Origin of the sequence: Marinobacterium marinum (assembly GCF_013868415.1) — a bacterium.
GTDB lineage: Bacteria > Pseudomonadota > Gammaproteobacteria > Pseudomonadales > Balneatricaceae > Marinobacterium > Marinobacterium marinum.
The window spans coordinates 33,371-53,523 of sequence record NZ_JACEMT010000042.1 but is presented as its reverse complement, the minus strand read 5'-3'; the positions used below and the strand labels follow the sequence as shown (position 1 = coordinate 53,523).

Annotated in this window: 10 protein-coding genes; 8 read left to right on the top strand and 2 right to left on the bottom strand. The window is 53.7% G+C overall.

Annotated features, from left to right (window positions below; genetic code table 11):
* Window positions 1-25: 25 nt before the first annotated feature.
* From H1S06_RS07060 to H1S06_RS07040, 5 genes are all read left to right on the top strand, one after another.
* Window positions 26-3,163, top strand: coding sequence for a type I restriction endonuclease subunit R (locus H1S06_RS07060; RefSeq protein WP_255482935.1), 3,138 nt, complete (start codon window positions 26-28; stop codon window positions 3,161-3,163).
* Window positions 3,160-3,879 carry a M48 family metallopeptidase gene (locus tag H1S06_RS07055; RefSeq protein ID WP_255482934.1) on the top strand — a complete coding sequence of 240 codons (720 nt, stop codon included), beginning with the start codon at window positions 3,160-3,162 and terminating at the stop codon, window positions 3,877-3,879. Before H1S06_RS07060 ends, H1S06_RS07055 begins: the two co-directional genes overlap by 4 nt.
* 167 nt (window positions 3,880-4,046) lie before the next feature.
* On the top strand, window positions 4,047-9,995 hold the full coding sequence (locus tag H1S06_RS07050; protein ID WP_181738647.1) for a DUF4011 domain-containing protein: 5,949 nt from the start codon (window positions 4,047-4,049) through the stop codon (window positions 9,993-9,995).
* A 95-nt stretch (window positions 9,996-10,090) separates the two neighbouring features.
* Window positions 10,091-10,285: a hypothetical protein gene (locus tag H1S06_RS07045; protein ID WP_181738645.1), complete on the top strand. Its 195-nt coding sequence runs from the start codon at window positions 10,091-10,093 to the stop codon at window positions 10,283-10,285.
* Between the two features lie 24 nt (window positions 10,286-10,309).
* The gene (locus H1S06_RS07040) at window positions 10,310-10,861 is read left to right on the top strand and encodes a DUF6933 domain-containing protein (RefSeq protein WP_181738643.1); all 552 of its coding nucleotides are present in this window, start codon (window positions 10,310-10,312) and stop codon (window positions 10,859-10,861) included.
* 575 nt (window positions 10,862-11,436) lie between these two features.
* On the opposite strand, the gene H1S06_RS07035 is transcribed toward H1S06_RS07040, so the two are convergent.
* Complete coding sequence (locus H1S06_RS07035; protein WP_220183799.1) at window positions 11,437-12,744, bottom strand: tyrosine-type recombinase/integrase; 1,308 nt, start codon at window positions 12,742-12,744, stop codon at window positions 11,437-11,439.
* 143 nt (window positions 12,745-12,887) lie between these two features.
* Between H1S06_RS07035 and H1S06_RS07030 the strand changes: the two genes are divergently transcribed.
* Both H1S06_RS07030 and H1S06_RS07025 read left to right on the top strand, forming a co-directional pair.
* Entirely contained in the window at window positions 12,888-13,331 is a 444-nt protein-coding gene (locus H1S06_RS07030; protein ID WP_220183798.1) for a YeeE/YedE family protein, read from the top strand.
* 1 nt (window position 13,332) lies between these two features.
* Window positions 13,333-13,764 (top strand): DUF6691 family protein, encoded by a 432-nt coding sequence (locus H1S06_RS07025; protein ID WP_181738639.1) that lies wholly within the window; start codon window positions 13,333-13,335, stop codon window positions 13,762-13,764.
* 63 nt (window positions 13,765-13,827) lie between these two features.
* Here H1S06_RS07025 and H1S06_RS07020 read toward each other — a convergent pair whose 3' ends face one another.
* Complete coding sequence (locus H1S06_RS07020; protein ID WP_181738637.1) at window positions 13,828-15,723, bottom strand: propionyl-CoA synthetase; 1,896 nt, start codon at window positions 15,721-15,723, stop codon at window positions 13,828-13,830.
* Window positions 15,724-16,145: 422 nt separating this feature from the next.
* On the opposite strand from H1S06_RS07020, the gene metH reads away from it, so the two are divergent.
* Entirely contained in the window at window positions 16,146-19,868 is a 3,723-nt protein-coding gene (gene metH / locus H1S06_RS07015) for a methionine synthase (protein ID WP_181738664.1), read from the top strand.
* Window positions 19,869-20,153 lie beyond the last annotated feature (285 nt).

Below are 20,153 nucleotides of genomic sequence, written 5' to 3'. Positions count from 1 at the left end.
ATCGTCGGACGATGCCAGTGCATCCATGCACGTTATGTTTCAGGATGAAATCGAAAAAGTTGAACAGCCTGCCATTGAGCAGCTCCAGCAACTGGGTTGGTCCTATATTGCCGGATCTGGGCTGGCGCCTGCTTTACCGGTGGATGGCTCACCCGTGGGCGAACGGGGCTACTACCGTGATGTGGTGCTGGTACAGCGGCTGGAAAAGGCGCTGCGCAGGCTGAACCCCTGGCTCAGTGATGAAAACCTGCGCAAGGTGCTGCGTGAGCTGACCCACCCCAACCATGCGGGGCTGATGGAGTACAACCATTCCATCTACCAGATGCTGGTGAACTACCTGTCGGTGGAGCAGGATCTGGGTAAAGGGCGCAAAGGCCAGACGGTCAAAATCATCGATTTCGAACACCCTGAAAACAACGAGTTCCTCTGTACCAACCAGTTCAAGGTGGAGGGGCTGAACCAGAACATCATCCCCGATATTGTCTGCTTCGTGAACGGTCTGCCGTTGGCAGTGATCGAGTGCAAATCCCCCTATGTGGCCGATGCCATTGCCGAGGGGATCAATCAGCTGCGTCGTTACGCCAATCTGCGTTACCCCGAAGAGGAAGAGGGGGCACAGAAGCTGTTCTGGTACAACCAGCTGATGGTTTCCGCCTGTCGTGATCAGGCCAAGGTGGGTACCATCAGTTCCAGTGCTCAGCATTATGGCGATTGGAAAGATGCTTATCCTTTCACCGATGCTGACATTCTGGGGCTGGCAACGAGCCAGCCCCAGCCACCTGAAGGCGGTTTCTCAGTGCAGGATGTGCCTTCACCGGCTTACCTCGCAAATGCTCAGGCCATCGCCTCTGGCGCAGCCAATGGATCATCCGGTGTTACTGCACAGCAGCGATTGCTGGCGGGCATGTTCAGCCCAGCCAGCTTCCTCGATCTGATCCAGAACTTTACTGTCTATGAGGCGGTGGAAGGTCGCTTGATCAAGAAGGTGGCCCGTTACCAGCAGTACCGTGCGGTCAACAAGGTAATCCACCAGCTTAAAACCGGTAAGACCCGCAAGGAGAAGTCCGGGGTGGTGTGGCATACCCAAGGCTCGGGCAAGTCCCTGACTATGGTGATGCTGGCGGTCAAAATGCGCCGAGACCCAGAGTTGCAACAGTACAAGCTGGTGTTCGTTACAGACCGCACCCAGCTGGATACCCAGCTATCTGCCACCTTCCGTGATGCCCAGAACGAGACCGTCTACAACGCCACATCAGTCGCAAAATTGCGGGAACTGCTGGCCAAGGACTCCTCTGATATCGTCACCGCCATGGTGCAGAAGTTTCAGGAGGCTGAAGCGGAAAGCGCCCAAGGCGACCCCGACAAGGCATTCACCGACCTGAACCCCAGCGACAAGATCATTGTGTTGGCCGATGAAGCCCACCGTACCCAGTTCGGCAATCTGGCGGCCACCATCAATGCCGCACTGCCCAACGCACCCAAGATCGGCTTTACCGGTACGCCCCTGCTGAAAACCCAGAAGATGGGCCAGGCATTTGGTGGTTATATCGATGAGTACAAGATCAACGAAGCGGTGGATGATGGGGCAACCGTGCGGATCATCTACGAAGGCCGTCAGGTACAGACCGATGTGGTCGGTGATTCACTGGATGCATTGTTTGAAGAGTACTTCAAAGACTGTACTGATGACGAAAAGCGCGAGATCAAAAAGAAGTACGGCGTTGAACGCGCTGTACGTGAAGCCCCCGCACGCATCCGTTGGGTCTGCCTTGATCTGTTAAAACACTACCGTGAGCATATCCAGCCCAACGGCTTTAAAGGGATGATCGTGGTGGGTAGCCGTTACGCGGCCACCTTGTACAAGCAAACGCTGGACGAACTGGGAGCACCCCCTTCTGAAGTGATCATCTCGGGTAATCATAACGATGCGCCGATTTACGCACCCTATACCGACCCGACTAAACAAAAGCAGGCAATCAAGCGTTTCACTCAGCCCTTGAGTGAAGACCCGACCGCCTTTTTGATCGTGAAAGACATGCTGCTGACCGGCTTCGATGCCCCCATCGCTCAGGTGATGTATATCGACCGCAGTCTGAAGGATCACACCCTGATGCAGGCCATCGCCCGTGTAAACCGTACCTACAAGGGCAAGGAAGCCGGTTTTGTGGTGGATTACTACGGCTTGTCGGACCACTTGACTGAAGCACTGGAGCTATTCAGCAGTGAGGATACCCAAGGCACCTATTACACGCTGAAAGACGAAATACCCAAGCTGAAGGCCACACACACCCGTGTCGCCCAGCTGTTTACCAGCGTGAAAGGCGAAGACATTGATGACTATGTGCTTTTCTTGAAAGACGAAGAAAAGCGCCAGCAGTTTGAACTGGCCTTCAAACAGTTTGCCAAGCAGATGGACGTGATTCTGCCCGATGTGGCGGCCAAGCCCTATGTGGCCGATTTGAAGTTCTGGGGCAAGGTGCAGAATGCTGCGCGTAACCGCTACCGCGAGCCAGGGCTGAATATCCGTGATGCCGGTGAAAAAGTACGCCAGTTGGTAGAAGAGCACATCATCAGTACCGGTGTTGATCCCAAGATTCCACCGGTGGATCTGATGGCGGCCAACTTCAAGGAGACGGTGGAACAGATCAAATCCCCCGAATCCCGCGCATCCGAGATTGAGAGCGCCATCAAGCACCACATCACCATCAATCTGGAAGAAGACCCTGAGTACTACAAATCCCTAAGTCTTCGGCTGCGCGACATTATTGAAAAGACCCGTGGCAAGTGGGATCAGCAGTATGAGCTGCTGCTGGAGATGGTGAGCAACATTGAATCCGAACATCAGCAAGCGGCAGAGGATATCGGCCTGAACGAAACCGAGTTCGCTTTCTATAACATCCTGATGGCCGAGGTGACCCAGCATCAGGGTGAGGGAACGGTCAGCGAAGCGGTATTTGATGAGATCAAAGCCACCAGCCAGGCTCTTGTCGGCATGTTCGATGAAGCCACGCAGATTGTGGACTTCTTCAGCAAAACCGATGAAGTAAAAGGGATGAAGAAAGAGATCAAACGCGCCATTCTGGATTGTTCTTTTGGGGATAAAGCGATTGTCACTGTCGTGCAGGACCGCTTTATGGACCTGGCCAAGACGAAGTTTGCATGAACATGGCTGTGAACACACCGGAGTATCATGACGGCCACGGCTTCATTGCCGAGATCGTCCGCACCAGCCGTCGCAAAACTGCCGATATCCGAGTGGAAGAAGGTGCGGTGTCAGTTGTGGTGCCCACGGATACACCGCTGGAAAAGATAGACCAACTACTGAAAGCCAAGCGCACATGGATTCGCGACAAGATCGCACTGCACCAGTCCCTGCAACCCGCCAGCGACAAAGCGTTTGTTTCGGGCGAAGCCTTTAGCTATCTAGGCCGTAACTACCGCCTGAAGATCGAAACCGGCCACTTTGCACCCGTGAAGCTGGTGCAGGGTCGCTTGCGGGTGCAAGTGCCTGAAGATGGCAACAAGCCCCATGTCATCCGCAATGCACTGGTGCGCTGGTACAAACGCCAGGCAGAACAGAAGTTAGCCGAAAAGGTTAACCGCTATGCGTCTGCCGTCGGTGTTAAACCAGCAGGGGTACGCATCAAAACCTTCAAGTCCCGCTGGGGAAGCTGCACGATCGATGGCGTGCTGGAGTTCAATTGGAAGATCCTCATGGCCCCCAACCGCATGGTGGACTATGTGGTGATTCATGAACTCTGCCACCTGATACACCACGACCACTCGGCAGCCTTCTGGCGCGAAGTGGAACGGGTGATGCCGGATTACGAAGCGTGCAAAGCCTGGTTGCGACAGCATGCGCATGGGTTGGAATTATGAGTCTATCCACTCCCGGAGTGTGCCGTTTTGCTAACATAAAGTCTAAAATGGCGTGCTCTAGACGGGTTTCTGTAGCTGAAGGGCCTCGGTACCGGATTAACTGCTTGGCTTAGGAAGCAGATTTCGTAAGCCGAAACGATGTTTCAAGGATTAAAAAGGACGTTAACATGGAGTTGCACCTCAATTGCGAACTGGCTTCCACCTTCTCTTTGGCGGCGCAACAGAACGCCTATCCATTGCTCAAGCGTGCGTTGGTTTCAGCACCTGAGGCGACTGAAGGCGAGCCTTCCGGGAGTATCACCGATATTCGGATACGGCTCACCAGTGATCCCGTCTTCTTTGAACCGGAAGAGTGGTTAATAGACCGCTTGGCTGCGGGACAGTCTGCAAAACTGCAAGAACGACCACTAAAGCCCCAGTTCGAGAAGCTGACTGGCCTGACAGAAGAGATGCAGGTTCAGTTGACGTTTGCCGCATCCTATATCGATGCAGAAGGGCAGTCGCGGGAGCTGACTTCTCATTATGATGTGAGTGTGCTGCCAGGCGATTATTGGGGCGGTGAGTCTCGTCAAGCTGAGTTATTGGGTGCTTTTGTGCAGCCTAATGTCCATGCCGTTGAAGCGTTGACCGCAAAAGTCGCACAAGGGTTGCGTGATGCTGGTCAGAACAGTGCTATCGATGGTTACCAGTCGAATACCCGCGAACGGCCATTCTTGTTCGGCGCTGCGTTGTGGGCCACGTTGTTCAACGAACGTTTGATGTACCTGTCGCCCCCGAATGGTTGGGCAAAACAGGGGCAGCGCATCCGCCCAGCCAAGGATATCCTGGAGCATAAAACCGCTGCGTGCCTTGATACGTCTGTCCTGTTTGCGAGCTGCCTCGAAAATATGGGCTTGAACCCGGTTGTTGCGCTGACCAAGACCCATGCGTTTGCCGGTTTCTGGTTGATTGATGAATGTTTTCCGGTGCTAACCAACGATGACCCCATCGATTTGAGGAAGCGCATGGATACGTCTGACCTTGTCATGTTTGAGACAACGCTGGTCACTAACGATTCACCCGTTACGTTCAAACAAGCGATTGATCACGCGAAAACCTTGTTGGAAGAAGATAAAGAATCCGACTTTGTCATGCTGATTGATATCAAGCAGGCGCGGGCACGTCGAATCAAACCCATCGGTATCATCGAAGAGCGCCCTAAAAACGCACCCGAAACAGACGGTAAAACCGTTACGCGTGTGGTGTCAATCGGTATCGATGGTCCACCGCCACTGCCACCGGTGCGCGGGGACGAGCGGGTGTATGAAGAAACACCTGAAACACGCATTGATATGTGGCAGCGAAAGCTGTTGGATCTGACCAAACGTAACCCGCTGCTGAATGTAAAACAATCGGCGCTTAAGCTCTTTTGTCCAGATTTGGGCAAGTTAGAGGACATGCTCGCCGCTGATCAAATATTTGGGTTTGTTTCAGCCGAAGATACACCGCTGGTGGATGAGGAGCGCAGTACCGAAGCGTTTCGGTTATCGACAGGCGAGGATTTGCATCGGGAATTTGCGCTGCAGCAGCTTGATAACAAAAATCTCATTGTGAATGAGACGGCAAAACGAACCGAAACCAAGCTGATTGAGCTGCTGCGTAAAGCCAAGAACGACCTGGAAGAAGGGGGCAGCAATACGCTGTTTTTGGCAATCGGGATGCTGCGCTGGAAGGAAACTCCTGAAAGTGACAAGTCGTTCCGTGCCCCGCTGATCTTGTTGCCGGTGAAGCTTGAACGTCGCAGCGCACAAGCACCGGTCAAGCTTTCTCAGTTGGCTGACGAAGAGCCTATCTTCAACTTGACGCTGATCGAGATGCTTCAGGCGGATTACGATATTACGCTGGATCAGCTACGCAACGATCTCCCTAAAGATGAATCCGGTATCGATGTCGAGGCCATTTGGACTATCGTCCGTGCGGCTATCCAGGAACAACCTGGATTTATTGTGGTAGAGGAAATTGTTCTCGGCTCATTTTCGTTTGCCAAGTATCTGATGTGGAAAGACTTGCGTGACCGCACAGAACTGCTCAAAAAAAGCCCGTTTGTGGAACACTTGATTGAGCGCCCAACGGCTGCGTTCAATCAGGATCATCGCTTCATTGAACATGATCGTGTGGATGAGAAAATTTCGCCGGAAGATTTCTATGCACCCCTGAACTGCGACTCTTCTCAAATGGTGGCGGTTGAGGCTTCATCTCATCCTCAGGACTTTGTTCTGGAAGGGCCGCCCGGAACAGGCAAGTCGGAGACCATTGCCAACATCATTTGCCACAACCTGGCGCAAGGGCGAAAGGTCCTGTTTGTGGCTGAAAAAATGGCAGCACTCCAGGTTGTTTACCGCCGCATGGAGAAGATTGGGCTGGCTCACCTGTGCCTGGAATTGCACTCCAACAAGGCCAACAAGAAATCGGTGCTGGATCAGCTGGGCGGAGCCTGGGCGCGGCGTCAAGGAGCATCCCAAAGCGATTGGATCGCCAAAGCTCAGAAACTGGAACAGGTTAGGCACGGGCTGAATAGCTATGTTGTCGAGTTGCATCGCCCGCATGCACTGGGTTTGTCAGCCCGTGATGCGATGGCAAGGGTGGTCCGTTTCTCCTATGAGCATCCGTTACGTCTGGATTGGCCTGAAGACCTGAAGCAGGCACCCATCACAACTGAAGCTGAACTCGATCCTTATTTGGAGGCTGCGCGGGAACTGGGGATCGCCTTTGGTGAAATTGAAGACCTGGAGCCGGACCATTTCAAGTCAGTCACACAACGGGATTTTTCCAACCAATGGCGTACCTCTCTTGTTACCTTTGCAAAGCGCATCAATGCGACCACCAAGCAGACTCGTGCCAATGCAGAGACGTTATTGGAAGCCTTAGGGGTTCCCCCGGATCACATTTCACCAGATAAGCATGTGCAGTTGGCTCGTTTGGCAGAGTTGTGCGAGTTTGTGATGCGTTTTGATGTTGTTTTTGCACTCCAGCAAGGAGGGCTCGCACGTGTCAAAGCGTTAAAAGCATGCGTACCCTTACAGGCTCGGTTGCAAGAACAGATCAGGGATTTTGGGCATGGCCTCAAGTGGAACATGCTGGAGGACTGTGACTGGGATCGATGGATCCAACAGCGTAATGACGCAACAGGCCTGTTCGGATTTTTTAAACGTCGGAGTTTGCGTCAGCAAATGTGCGCACAGGGCCTCGAGACGATCTCGGACTTCAGTATTCTGGAAAAGGCAGTTGCCGCTCGGGAAACGTTGCAAACGCTCAAAAAGAGTGCGGCTGAGCTTGAGTGTAGCAGTATTTGGGCAGGGGTAGATTCAGAGGTAGAAAAATTAGAGCGTACTCTGGCCAATGGCATCAAAGCGATGGAGCTGTTCAAAGCATTCATTAGCACCTTTGATGATCCTGCCATTCCATTGCGCAAGCTGCGTTCAGTGCTCGTGGAAGGGCGAGACTACCTCACCGATAATACACCGTTGGTCAAATTGTCTCGGAAGGTGGCTGATGATGCAGCGCAGCTGGCCGAGCTGGTGGGAGAAGCGGCGCAGTTGAAAGTCACCATCCGTCAGGGAGATGACTTGGCTACAATCGCAGCAGACTTCGCAGTGATTGAACAACAGAGCGAACGCTTGAACCGATGGTGTCGATGGCTGGGAGCGAAACAAAAAGCGGCTCAGTATCAGCTTGAGCCCTTGTCACAGGCCCTGGAAACTCGCGTCATTATCCCTCAGGCATGTGAAGATAATGCAATGACAGCTCTCTGCATTTGGCTGGCTCCGAAATTGATCGACCAGAGTCCTTCACTGGTGCAGTTCGCAGGCGCTTCGCATGAATCAACCATCGAGATGTTCAGGGAGCTTGATGCGGAGGTCGCCGAGACAACCGCTGATTATATCCTGGCTAAAACAGCAGGTGCTGTGCCGGACCGTAATGCATCCAATGCGCCGGCGGAATACGGCGTGCTGGCTCGTGAACTCACCAAAAAAACCCGCCACAAGCCGGTCAGAGCATTGGTCAAAGAAATGGGAGCGGCACTGACGGATCTGACACCTTGTTTCATGATGTCTCCTTTATCGGTGGCGCAATTCCTACCGGCAGATTTTGCACTCTTCGATCTTGTGGTATTTGACGAGGCCTCGCAGATCACCACTTGGGATGCCGTTGGTGCGATTGCGCGTGGCAAGAATGTCATCGTGGTCGGTGACCCTAAACAGATGCCGCCCAGCAATACGTTCGGGCGTAAGGAAGAGGAGGATTCGGATGAGGGTGACTTGGAGTCTATCCTTGATCAGGCGCTGGCTGCACGCTTGCCTCATCTGCGTTTAATGGGTCACTACCGCAGTCGCCACGAAACATTGATCGCATTTTCGAACTCGCATTACTACGAAAACCAACTGAGGACTTTCCCGTCTGCGGAAACCAAAGAGAGTGCGGTGACGCTACACCGTGTTGATGGTGTCTATGCCAAGGGCCGTGGACAGACGAATGTGATAGAGGCACAGGCTGTGGTCACGGAAGTCGTCAAACGGCTGACGGCAATGTTGCAGGGTGCGCCAGTGCGAACGATGGGTATCGTGACCATTAACTCGCAACAGCAGCGCATGATTGAAGACCTGGTGGATGAAGCACGTCGGAACAACCCTGAACTGGAGCGCTTCTTTACTGCAGCCGATAACTACGATCCGCTGTTTGTGAAGAACCTGGAATCTGTTCAGGGCGATGAGCGTGACATTATTATCCTGTCACTGACCTATGGTCCGACCGAGCCAGGTGGCCGCACCATAAGCATGAACTTTGGACCGTTGAACAAGACGGGAGGCGAGCGCAGGCTCAATGTTGCCGTAACGCGTGCAACAACCGAAGTGTTGTTATTCACCAGTTTTGACTCATCCATGGTGGATCTGTCGCGTACGAGAGCCACAGCCGTGGAGCATTTGAAAAACTATCTCGAATTCGCGGAGCGTGGCCCTATTGCGCTGGCTGAGTTCAGTACGGCCAATTATGGTGTGGACCAGTTCGACTCACCGTTTGAACAGGCCGTCGCTATGACATTACGTGATAAAGGCTGGAAAGTTCAGACTCAGATTGGGGTATCCAAATTCCGAGTGGATTTGGGGATTGTGCATCCGGATAAACCGGGCGAGTACCTTGCTGGTGTTGAGTGTGATGGGGCAACCTACCATGGCTCTCCGTCGGCACGTGACCGTGACCGCGTTCGCCAGGTCATTTTGGAAAATCTTGGTTGGCGTATCCTTCGACTCTGGTCGACCGACTATTTCCAGGAGCCAGAGTACGCAATGAAGCGCTTGCACGAGTGTCTGGAAAACCTCTTGGCGGAAGACCGTCAAGCTGCCGAGTGTGCCGCGTCTGCTGAAGCGGAAATGCTCGAATCAACCGAGACCGAGACCGCAGAGTATGAACCTCAATTGGTTGATGTGCCGCAGAAAGTAGCAGGCAGAATGGAGGTTAGACAACGTCAAGAGACTTCGGAACTTGGTATTCAACCGGATGTGAATGAGGCCGTTCCAGATCGTACTGGTTTGCCACCGTCGTCTGGCGATGTGGTGCCATCCGTTGATGGCGATGTTTTGGCAGACCTGCCTGAATATGACAAAGAGTGCTACTTCCAAGCGGAACACCGGGACAACTTGAGTGCGTTGGCGAGTGCCGTGCTTCAGCGAAAGAATGGCATTTCGCTTCACGAGCTTACCTTTGATATTGCCCAGAAGCACGACTTGAACCGAAGTTCCCGCAAGCAGCGTCAGCACCTGCGGGAAGTGATAGCCGGTTGGGCTGGTTTCTGGGATGGCGAAGATGAGAATGCGACGGTCTGGCTGTCGCCGGAGGATGTGTGTGATGAGATCCCGTGGCGAGGTTTAAACGCTTTTGGTCAGGAGCGTGACTGGAAAGGATTGTGTTACCAGGAGCAAATAGGTGTTGCTCGTGCAGCATTGGCGGCAAAGCCAGAAGATCCCGTGGACTGGTTGTTTAGTGAGTTCAAGATTGGGCGTCGTCACCCGTCAACGGCCAACACGTTTGAAGAATGGGTCTGCAATGCTAGAAGCATTGAAAGGCGCAAACCGTATTAAAGCCAGAGGTTTTAGGCCTTGGTGCTGAAGGCAATGCCGTCAGCTTGAATCGGGTAGCCGGCTGATGTGCGGATAAAGTAGGGGAGAATGAACGAGTGGTTCACCAACTCAGGAACAACACACCTGAGCAGGCATTTCTCGGTGACTTCCCGCAGGCGGTCGATGATGCGGTCATGGGAAGCTCGGAAGCACACCAGAACCAGATGCTGCAGATTCTCAGTAATCCGCAGGTCGCTCAAGGGTTTGCTCGAGTGGTATTTGACATGCAGCTGAACAAGGGAAACTCATAGGTATCAATGAATTATGGTAAACACATGAGAATTCACGTTACCAGGAAGTTGGCCGACAAGCTCAAAAAGGCAGGCTTCGAAATTGCAGATGCGCCTCAGGAAAGCCCATCTGCATTGGGTGAATGGCATGCCAATATCACCACGATTCAGCGTCGTCAGTGTCTGGTGTTTACTCACGACCAGACGCGGTTCTCATTGGCCTTGATCGGCGTGACGCAAAAAGAGCTCAAGGCACTGACGTTCTGGTTCAACGATATGCTGGGCAACACCATGCTCAAGCTGGGTTATCCTGCAGAATTGATGGAGCGAGCTGTTGGCCTGGTCGATGAGCTGAGCTTCGACACGGCGTGCAGCCGATCGGTACAAGGCACATTGAAAAACATGATGCTGGATCTGGAAGCATTGACCTGGGATGGCAGCGACATCATGGAACTGGGACCGTACTCAGTGTCTGCGAGGTTGTGTGAGCGACCATGCGGTATCAAGGACATGAAGAAACGAGAGTTCATATGGCCAGCTGCAGAGATGCTCAATCTGCTGAAGCAGCTACCAGACCCACGCGAGACCATGCACTAATCGCGTACCAGTCGTCACCAGCTTGCACGGAATGACACTCAGCCCGCGAAACTCAAATCTTCGCGACTCTCCGCACCAAATTCAGAGGACTTAATCGGCTGATAAGTCAGCAGACGGCCAGGGCGTTGGAGGAACCCGGCATTGCCGGCACGAATCCCAACATTGGTCATGGATATCACAATAGGCTGACTGCTCAACCATATCCTGATACTTGATTTAACATAATATACATTATGCGAAGTATTGTATGGTGGCTATTTCCAGGCAAATTCATTGAGTTCAGGGGTGTATCCTCAACCCGAGGTCTGCCGCCACTCAGTACCGATAACCTGATTTATCGGCATCCGGTTAGCCGAGCAAGATAGTCTTTGAATCCCTGACATGATTCCTCGCATCCGCGCCAATAGACTGCATAGACCCGCTGCCTCTCGGGGGCCTCAGCCAAAACTCGGGTAATCGGCAGCAGGCTCCCCAGCATGATAATCCATAACGCCGTGCGTACTGACATAAGCCACCTCTGCTTCCTCGGTGTTATGCTAAGCGTAGCCTGCCGGCACTGTTTCCGCGCCCTGTTCCTATTGATCGTCCACTGCAGCCTGAAGGCGATCCAGTTGCTTGCCGGCAGCAGACTCGTGTCTTTCCACGCGTCCGGTATGCAGATAGCGCGACGTCGTGTCGATGCTGTCATGCCCGGCATCAGCCTGGACGTGTGACAAGGGGCGCTGATTCAGGTTGATGTCATGTGTAATGCCGGTATGCCTGAGGCTGTGTGGCGTCATTTGCCTGATTTCAGCTGCATCCTGCAGAAAACCGTCCTTTTCCGCGGCGCATGCCGCAGTCTCGAACAAGGCATCCAGGACATCACGAATCTGACGGATGCCCAAATTGGCATTTTGAATGCCGGCATCCCTGCCGTGCCCAGCGGGACGGTGGCGTATGAACAAGGGGGTTTCATCACCGGGAGGTGGCAAGTCGCTCAGTCCCAGGTAATGACGATAACGCTTGAGGGCCGCTAACAGTGCTTTGGATACCGCGACACTGCGCTGCTTTCCTCCTTTGCTGCGAGGTATATGATAGCTCCAGATGGCGGTTTGGCTGTCGCGCCGGAACTGACCCATAATCGGTGCGAATCCCGGTCGTGCCGACACTTCTGAAATACGCAAATAGCAGCCATACATCAGGCTGACCAGAAACAGTGTGCGCTCATGCAGCGCGGGCGTCTCCTGCGCCAGCCGTCGAGCGCTCGTCATGACGTAAGACCATTGCAGCTCACTGAAAGCTTTGAGGTTTTCGTTGTCTTCTCCGCTGGCGTGAAATTGACCGCCAGTATGAAACACACCGCTTTTCAGAATTTGGCGAGCCGGATTACGTTCGGTCAGCTCTTCATCGATCAAGAAGCTGTAATACGCCGACAGGATGGCCAGTTTTGTACGTAAGGCGGGCTCACTTAAACGATACGGCAGGGCTTCACCGTCCTGCTTGCGGCCCAGGAAGGGGCGCCAGCAAGGGTTTGGCAAGCGGTCTCCCGTTTCCTTGTGTGTTTTGAACTGAGCGGTATTGAAGTAGGCAATCAGCGCCTGAGGCGGTTGGCGGCAAAATTCCACATACCTGAACAAGCTGCGCCGCGTCACATCCAGAGGGCTTGCCTGTTCGATCTCGAAACACCAGTACAGAAAGGTTGTCAGCTCTGACCGGTAGGTCTTGAAGTTGTTTTCACTGCCCCGCTGTTCCAGCAGCCAGTCAGCAGAATACTCATATACTACTGCGGCATCACTTAATCGATGCACCGTCAACGCCGCGATATATTCATTCACCCGTGCATTCCCCTCTTCCAGATATTCAATGGCATCAAAAAGAGGAATTGCGGTCGGTATTTTTATCATTTTCATATACTTGGAAGGATTTATTTATGTATAACCTTATCAAAAATAACCACTTGCGCACTATGCCTGTCGTCTCTTCTGCTGTTGTTTCCCGGCGCGGGAGCCGATATTATATAAGAACTATCTAATAAAGGTGTTTTTCAATGACGATCGTAAATTTCACGCCCCTGCCGGCATTGCTGGGAGGGGTGCTCATTGGGCTGTCTGCGGCATTTTTATTGTATGCAAAGGGACGTATTGCAGGCATTTCCGGTATTGCCGGTGGTGTTGTTTATCCTGAAAGCAAGGACGATATCAGCTGGCGCCTGGTCTTCATCGCAGGGCTGGTGCTTGGCGGTTTCATCTACCAGGCGTCAGGGCTGGGTGTCGGCGTTGATCACATCCAGGCCATGGTTAGCACACCGCTGCTGGTAATGGGTGGTTTGTTGGTGGGTATTGGTACTCAGATCGGTACCGGTTGCACCAGCGGGCATGGCATTTGTGGTTTGGCCCGCAGAAGCCCGCGCTCACTGGTTGCCACACTGTGCTTTATGGCAAGCGCCATTGTAACGGTGTATCTCACCCGCCACTTGATGGGAGTTGTCTGATATGTCACCTGTATTGCGTCTATTGGCAGCCCTGTTTGCCGGTACTCTCTTTGGCTTGGGGGTATCGGTTGCGCAGATGATTGACCCGGCCAAGGTCATCAATTTCCTCGATTTTACCGGGACCTGGGACCCGTCTTTGGGTTTTGTCATGGCCGGTGGCCTGATCACCAATACGATCGTAACCCCCTTTATTCTGAAGCGCGGTCGTCCGCTGATGGCAGAGTATTTCCGCTTGCCCAGTAAGACCGAAATAGACAAACGCATTATCATTGGCGGCATCATCTTCGGGATTGGCTGGGGTTTGGCCGGTTACTGTCCGGGCCCCATGATTACCTCACTGAGCTTTGCAAATGCTGATATTCTGACGGTTGTTGGTGCTTTTGTCGTCGGTACGTTTATCAGTCGCTGGTTTTTGGCCCGCCGCTCCGCCTAAGCATATTGGGCACACAAAAAAGGCAGCTCGAGGCTGCCTTTTTGCTTTCTTGGCTTACCGGTTTCAGCTGCGTTGCATCAGGCCGCGCTCATCCATCAGTGCTTCAATTTCCAGCAGGCTGCTTGGATCATCGATGGTGGACGGCACGGTGTACTCCTGCCCATCGGCGATCTGACGCATGAGTTTACGCAAAATCTTGCCGGAACGGGTTTTCGGCAGGCGTTGTACGACCATGGCCTTGTTGAAGCAGGCGATCGGGCCGATCTCCTTACGTACCCTGGCGATCAGCTCTTTCTCAAGCTGCTCTTCATCAATATCAACACCGTCCTTCAGCAACACCAGCCCAACCGGTGCCTGCCCCTTGAGGGTATCGTTGATGCCGATAACCGCACACTCGGCAACGGCCGGGTGGTCAGCAACAATTTCTTCCATCTCGCCAGTAGACAGGCGGTGGCCAGCCACGTTAATTACATCGTCCGTACGTCCCATGATGAAAACGTAACCGTCTTCATCCTTGTACCCGCCGTCACCGGATGTGTAGTACCCCGGGAAATCGGACAGGTAGCCCGCGCGGAAACGTTCATGGTTGTTCCAGATGGTCGGCAGACAGCTGGGCGGCAGCGGCAATTTGATCGCAATAGCGCCTTGCTCGCCTGCAGGCAGCTCGTTGCCTTCCGAATCCAAGATCTGCACATTGAAGCCAGGGGTTGGCAAGGTCGCCGAGCCGGGCTTCGGCTCCTTGGCTTCAATACCCATCAGGTTGCCGCAGATTGCCCAACCCGTTTCGGTTTGCCACCAGTGGTCGATAACCGGCTTGCCGGTCTTCTCGATGGTCCAGTGATAGGTTGGCGGGTCCAGACGCTCGCCTGCCATGAAAATGATCTCCAGGTTGCTGAGATCATACTTGCCGATCTCCAGCCCTTCCGGATCTTCCTTCTTGATGGCACGGAAAGCGGTTGGAGCCGCAAACAACGCCTTGATCTTGTACTCTTCACACAGGCGCCAGAACGCACCGGCATCCGGTGTGCGTACCGGCTTGCCTTCATACACGATGGTGGTGGCACCGGCCAGCAAAGGCGCATATACGATATAAGAGTGCCCTACAACCCACCCTACATCGGAAGCCGCCAGGAATACATCTCCTGGTTCAATGTTGTAGATCGCCTTCATCGAGTAATGCAGAGCGGTAGCATGACCGCCGTTGTCACGCACAACACCCTTGGGCTTGCCGGTGGTGCCGGAGGTATAAAGGATATAAAGAGGATCGGTGCCTTTTACTGGCACACAGTCGGCCGGTTCCGCTGCAGCAACTGCATCGGCCCAGTCCAGGTCACGGCCTTCAACCAGCTTTGCCAGGGCTTGCGGACGCTGCAGAACAATGCAGGCATCCGGTTTGTGCACGGCCTGCTCAATGGCTTCATCCAGCATCGGTTTGTATTCGATAACCTTGGACACCTCGATGCCGCAGGATGCGGTTACGATCACCTTGGGTTCGGCATCTTCGATACGGACCGCCAGCTCATGCGGCGCGAAGCCTCCAAAGACCACAGAATGGATCGCACCCAGGCGTGCAACCGCATACATGGCGATCAGGGCCTCAGGGACCATCGGCATATAGATGACAACACGGTCGCCCTTTTCGACGCCCTGCGCCTTGAGGACACCGGCAAACAGAGCAACCTGGTCACGCATTTCCCGGTAGGTCAAAGTCCGCTTGGTATCGGCAACGGGAGAATCATAGATGACGGCAGGCTGATCGGCTCGGCCATTTTCGACATGGTAGTCCAGAGCCATGTAAGCCGTGTTCATTTCGCCATCCGCAAACCAGCGATCCATACCGTTCCGGTCCTTGGACAGGATCTGTTCCGGCTGTTTGAACCAGGGAAGGTTGGCGGCCTTCTCGGCCCAGAAGGTCTCCGGGGTCTCGACTGACTTGCTGTACTCTGCATGATAGGTCATTGCAGCATCCTCTAACTCTCGGTAAGTGTTCATTCCAGATTTCTTATTGTTGACACTTCATGTCATTGATACGGCACTCTAGCGAAACTTGTTGCTCAGGAAACTAAGACAAAAGGCTTACAAGTTATCCATATTTAGAGATTAATCACCCTAACCACGGGGTTTTGTCGGACAAATCCGCACTTTAGTCTGATGAACCAAACAGGCCCGCAACAGTGAAATGCATAATAATGTCGACATGAAGACGAAAATTAGGGGAACTCCTTTATGGCCCCTTCGCCCTGTTCTTCCGTGCGGCCCTTCCTGCTTTGCCAATTCGAGATGCGTCCTAATCTTTAAATATTTTCAACAGCGTATGACGAGCCCTCAGGCAAAACGCCGACCATTTGGCATACAATGCGGTATCCCAAGAAGATCACATGATGGATGTACTCGTGAACGACACTAATCTGCACGCACAACTCAGTCACTCCCTGAAACAACGCATACTGATGCTGGATGGCGGTATGGGTACCATGATCCAGGAGCGGCAGTTGACCGAGGCGGATTTTCGTGGCGAGCGTTTCGCGGATTGGCATGTCGACGTTAAAGGCAATAATGACATGCTGGTACTGACCCAGCCCGATATGATCCGTGACATTCACACGGCCTATCTTGAAGGTGGTGCCGATATCATTGAGACCAACACCTTCAACGCCACGCGTATCGCCATGGCCGATTACGAGATGGAAGAGCTGAGCCGTGAAGTCAACGTGGCCGCCGCCCGTCTGGCACGTGAAGCCGTTGACGCGATGACAGCCCGTACGCCGGAACGTCCACGTTACGTAGCTGGCGTACTGGGACCGACCAACCGTACCTGCTCCATTTCACCGGACGTGAATGACCCGGGCTTTCGTAATGTTACCTTTGATGAACTGTTCGAAGCCTATACCGAGTCCATTGACGGTCTGATCGAGGGTGGTGCCCAGATCCTGCTGATCGAAACCATCTTCGATACCCTCAATGCCAAGGCCGCTATCTACGCAATCGAGCACTATTTCGATGAGCACGATATCCGCCTGCCGGTGATGATTTCCGGCACCATTACCGATGCCTCTGGTCGTACTCTCTCCGGCCAGACCACCGAAGCGTTCTGGAACTCGGTACGCCACGCCCGCCCGATCAGTATTGGTTTGAACTGTGCCCTGGGGCCGAAGGAACTGCGCCAGTATGTGGAAGAGCTGTCCCGTGTCGCCGATACCTATGTATCCGTGCACCCCAACGCTGGTTTGCCCAACGCCTTTGGCGGCTACGATGAAACCCCGGAGCAGATGGCTGAGGAGATTCGTGAATGGGCGCAATCCGGCTTCGTTAACATCGTGGGTGGCTGCTGTGGCACCACGCCGGATCATATTCGAGTCATCCGTGACGCGCTGCTGGACCAGGCGCCTCGCACCCTGCCTGAAATTACAGTTGAATGCCGCCTGTCCGGGCTAGAGCCGATGAACATCGGTGCCGACACCCTGTTCATCAACGTGGGTGAACGTACCAACGTAACCGGTTCCGCCAGGTTCCGTCGTTTGATTAAGGAAGGCGACTATGAGACTGCGTTGGAAGTTGCGCGTCAGCAGGTAGAGAATGGCGCGCAGATCATCGATATCAACATGGACGAAGGCATGCTGGATGCCGAAGCCGCGATGAACCGCTTCCTGAACCTCATTGCCTCCGAGCCTGACATCTCCCGTGTGCCGATCATGCTCGATTCTTCCAAATGGCATGTCATGGAGGAAGGCCTCAAGCGCATTCAGGGCAAGGGGGTGGTGAACTCGATCAGCCTCAAGGAAGGTGAAGAAAACTTCATCGCTCAGGCACGCAAAATCCGTCATTACGGCGCGGCGGTGGTCGTCATGGCGTTTGATGAAACGGGTCAGGCCGACACCTATGAGCGCAAGATTGAAATCTGTGAGCGCTCCTATCGTGTCCTGGTCGACAAGGTGGGTTTCCCGCCGGAAGATATCATCTTTGACCCTAATATCTTCGCCATCGCCACCGGTATTGAAGAGCACAACAACTACGCCAACGACTTTATCAATGCCACCGGATGGATCAAACAGAACTTGCCGTATGCCAAGGTCTCTGGTGGTGTTTCCAACGTCTCCTTCTCCTTCCGTGGCAATGACAAGGTACGTGAAGCCATTCACTGTGTTTTCTTGTACCACGCCATCCAGAAAGGCATGGATATGGGGATCGTCAATGCCGGTCAGTTGGCCATTTATGATGACCTGCCTGCAGAGCTGCGCGAGCATGTTGAAGATATCGTTTTAAACCGTCGTGAGGACGGTACCGAGCGGATGCTGGAGCTGGCGGAAAAATATCGTGGCGGCGCGTCTGAGTCTTCGGTTAAGCAGGACCTTGAGTGGCGCACCTGGGACGTGAATAAACGCCTCGCCCATGCTCTGGTCAAGGGGGTTGCCGATTATGTCGACGAAGACGTGGAAGAGTGTCGCCACAATTACGAACGACCTCTGCAGGTGATTGAAGGCCCGTTGATGGATGGCATGGGTATTGTTGGTGATTTGTTCGGTGCCGGTAAGATGTTCCTGCCTCAGGTGGTGAAATCGGCGCGTGTAATGAAAAAAGCTGTGGCCTACCTGATGCCCTTTATTGAAGAGGAAAAACAGGGCAACGAAAGCAGCTCCGCCGGCAAGGTCGTCATGGCTACCGTCAAGGGTGATGTACATGATATCGGCAAAAATATTGTCGGCGTGGTGTTGCAGTGTAACAACTTCGAAATCGTCGACCTGGGCGTCATGGTGCCGGCCGAGAAAATTCTGCAAACCGCACGTGAAACCAAGGCAGACATCATCGGACTGTCCGGTCTTATTACCCCGTCTCTTGACGAGATGGTACATGTGGCCAAGGAGATGCAGCGTCAGGGGTTTGATCTGCCTTTGCTGATCGGTGGTGCAACCACTTCCAAGGCACATACGGCTGTCAAGATTGAGCCCAACTACAAAAACAATCAGGTCGTGCATGTGACCAATGCTTCCCGCTCGGTCGGAGTCGCATCCGCACTGCTGTCAGCAAGCAAAAAAGACGCATATATCAAGGAAATACGGAAAGACTATCAGGCAGTACGTGAACGCCATGCCGCACGTCAGCATGATCAGCGTCGCGTCACTCTGGAAGCAGCCCGTGACAACCGGCAGCCCATCGAATGGGAAGGGTATCAGGCACCGACTCCGTTGCGCCCCGGCATTCATGTACTGGATGACTACGACCTGGAAGAATTGGTGCAGTGCATCGACTGGACGCCCTTTTTCCAATCCTGGGAGCTGGCCGGTCGTTTCCCACGCATCCTGGATGACGAAGTCGTTGGTACCGAGGCACGCAAGCTGTTTGAAGATGCCAAGGCCATGCTGCGAGATATCATCGACAACAAAAAGCTGAAGGCACGTGGCGTATTTGGCCTGTTCCCGGCCAACAGCACAGGGTTTGACGATATCGAGATCTACAGTGACGACAACCGTGACCAGGTGCACATGAGGGTGCATCACCTGCGTCAGCAGACCCAAAAAGTGGAAGGTCGCTACAACCACTGCCTGAGTGACTATGTGGCACCGAAGGATAGCGGGGTTCAGGACTACGTCGGAGCCTTCGCGGTCACCGCCGGTATCGGGATCGACAAGTGGGTCGAGCAGTATGAAGCCGACCATGATGACTACAACAGCATCATGATCAAGGCCTTGGCCGACCGGTTGGCGGAAGCCTTTGCCGAGCGTTTGCATCAGCGAGTGCGCACCGAATTCTGGGGCTATGCCGCTGATGAGAACCTGGATAATGAAAGCCTTATCCGCGAGCAATATCAAGGCATACGCCCTGCCCCCGGCTACCCGGCCTGCCCTGACCACACTGAAAAAGCGCTGCTGTGGAAACTGCTGGATGTAGAGCACAACGCCGGTATGACATTGACTGACAGCTTTGCCATGTTACCGACTGCAGCCGTCAGCGGCTGGTATTTCAGCCACCCGGACGCGCGCTATTTCGGCGTCGCAAAAATCAGTGAAGACCAGGTGGAGAGCTACGCCAAGCGCAAGGGCATGAGCATGGACGAAGCCGAACGCTGGCTGGCCCCCAATCTGGGCTACGAGCCGGAAGAAGGCTGAGCCGCTGGGAGACACGGTCGCTGACAGGCTGTGTTTCCCACTCGCTGCCGCCGATGATTTTTTCTTACAGAAAACAATACAGGAGTACCCTTAAAAACAGGCGATACACTCTTCGGTGTTATCGTACTACAACACTCCGTTGCAGCTAATCGAGGGCAAAATCCGGCTGCGTTATCCCTAAGTCGATACTCCCCGGGTATGAAATCCCCCCTGCAAGCATTATAATTTGTAGCCGATTTACAAGCGCCGGGCTCCTCTATTGGATAGCGCAGGACGATTTTACGC

Bases quoted from the DNA above. Each gene is read 5' to 3' on its own strand.
- H1S06_RS07060 (WP_255482935.1), top strand. From the start codon at position 26: ATGCACGTTATGTTTCAGGATGAAATCGAAAAAGTTGAACAGCCTGCC.
- H1S06_RS07055 (WP_255482934.1), top strand. From the start codon at position 3,160: ATGAACATGGCTGTGAACACACCGGAGTATCATGACGGCCACGGCTTC.
- H1S06_RS07050 (WP_181738647.1), top strand. From the start codon at position 4,047: ATGGAGTTGCACCTCAATTGCGAACTGGCTTCCACCTTCTCTTTGGCG.
- H1S06_RS07040 (WP_181738643.1), top strand. From the start codon at position 10,310: ATGAGAATTCACGTTACCAGGAAGTTGGCCGACAAGCTCAAAAAGGCA.
- H1S06_RS07035 (WP_220183799.1), bottom strand. From the start codon at position 12,744: ATGATAAAAATACCGACCGCAATTCCTCTTTTTGATGCCATTGAATAT.
- H1S06_RS07030 (WP_220183798.1), top strand. From the start codon at position 12,888: ATGACGATCGTAAATTTCACGCCCCTGCCGGCATTGCTGGGAGGGGTG.
- H1S06_RS07025 (WP_181738639.1), top strand. From the start codon at position 13,333: ATGTCACCTGTATTGCGTCTATTGGCAGCCCTGTTTGCCGGTACTCTC.
- H1S06_RS07020 (WP_181738637.1), bottom strand. From the start codon at position 15,723: ATGACCTATCATGCAGAGTACAGCAAGTCAGTCGAGACCCCGGAGACC.
- metH (WP_181738664.1), top strand. From the start codon at position 16,146: ATGGATGTACTCGTGAACGACACTAATCTGCACGCACAACTCAGTCAC.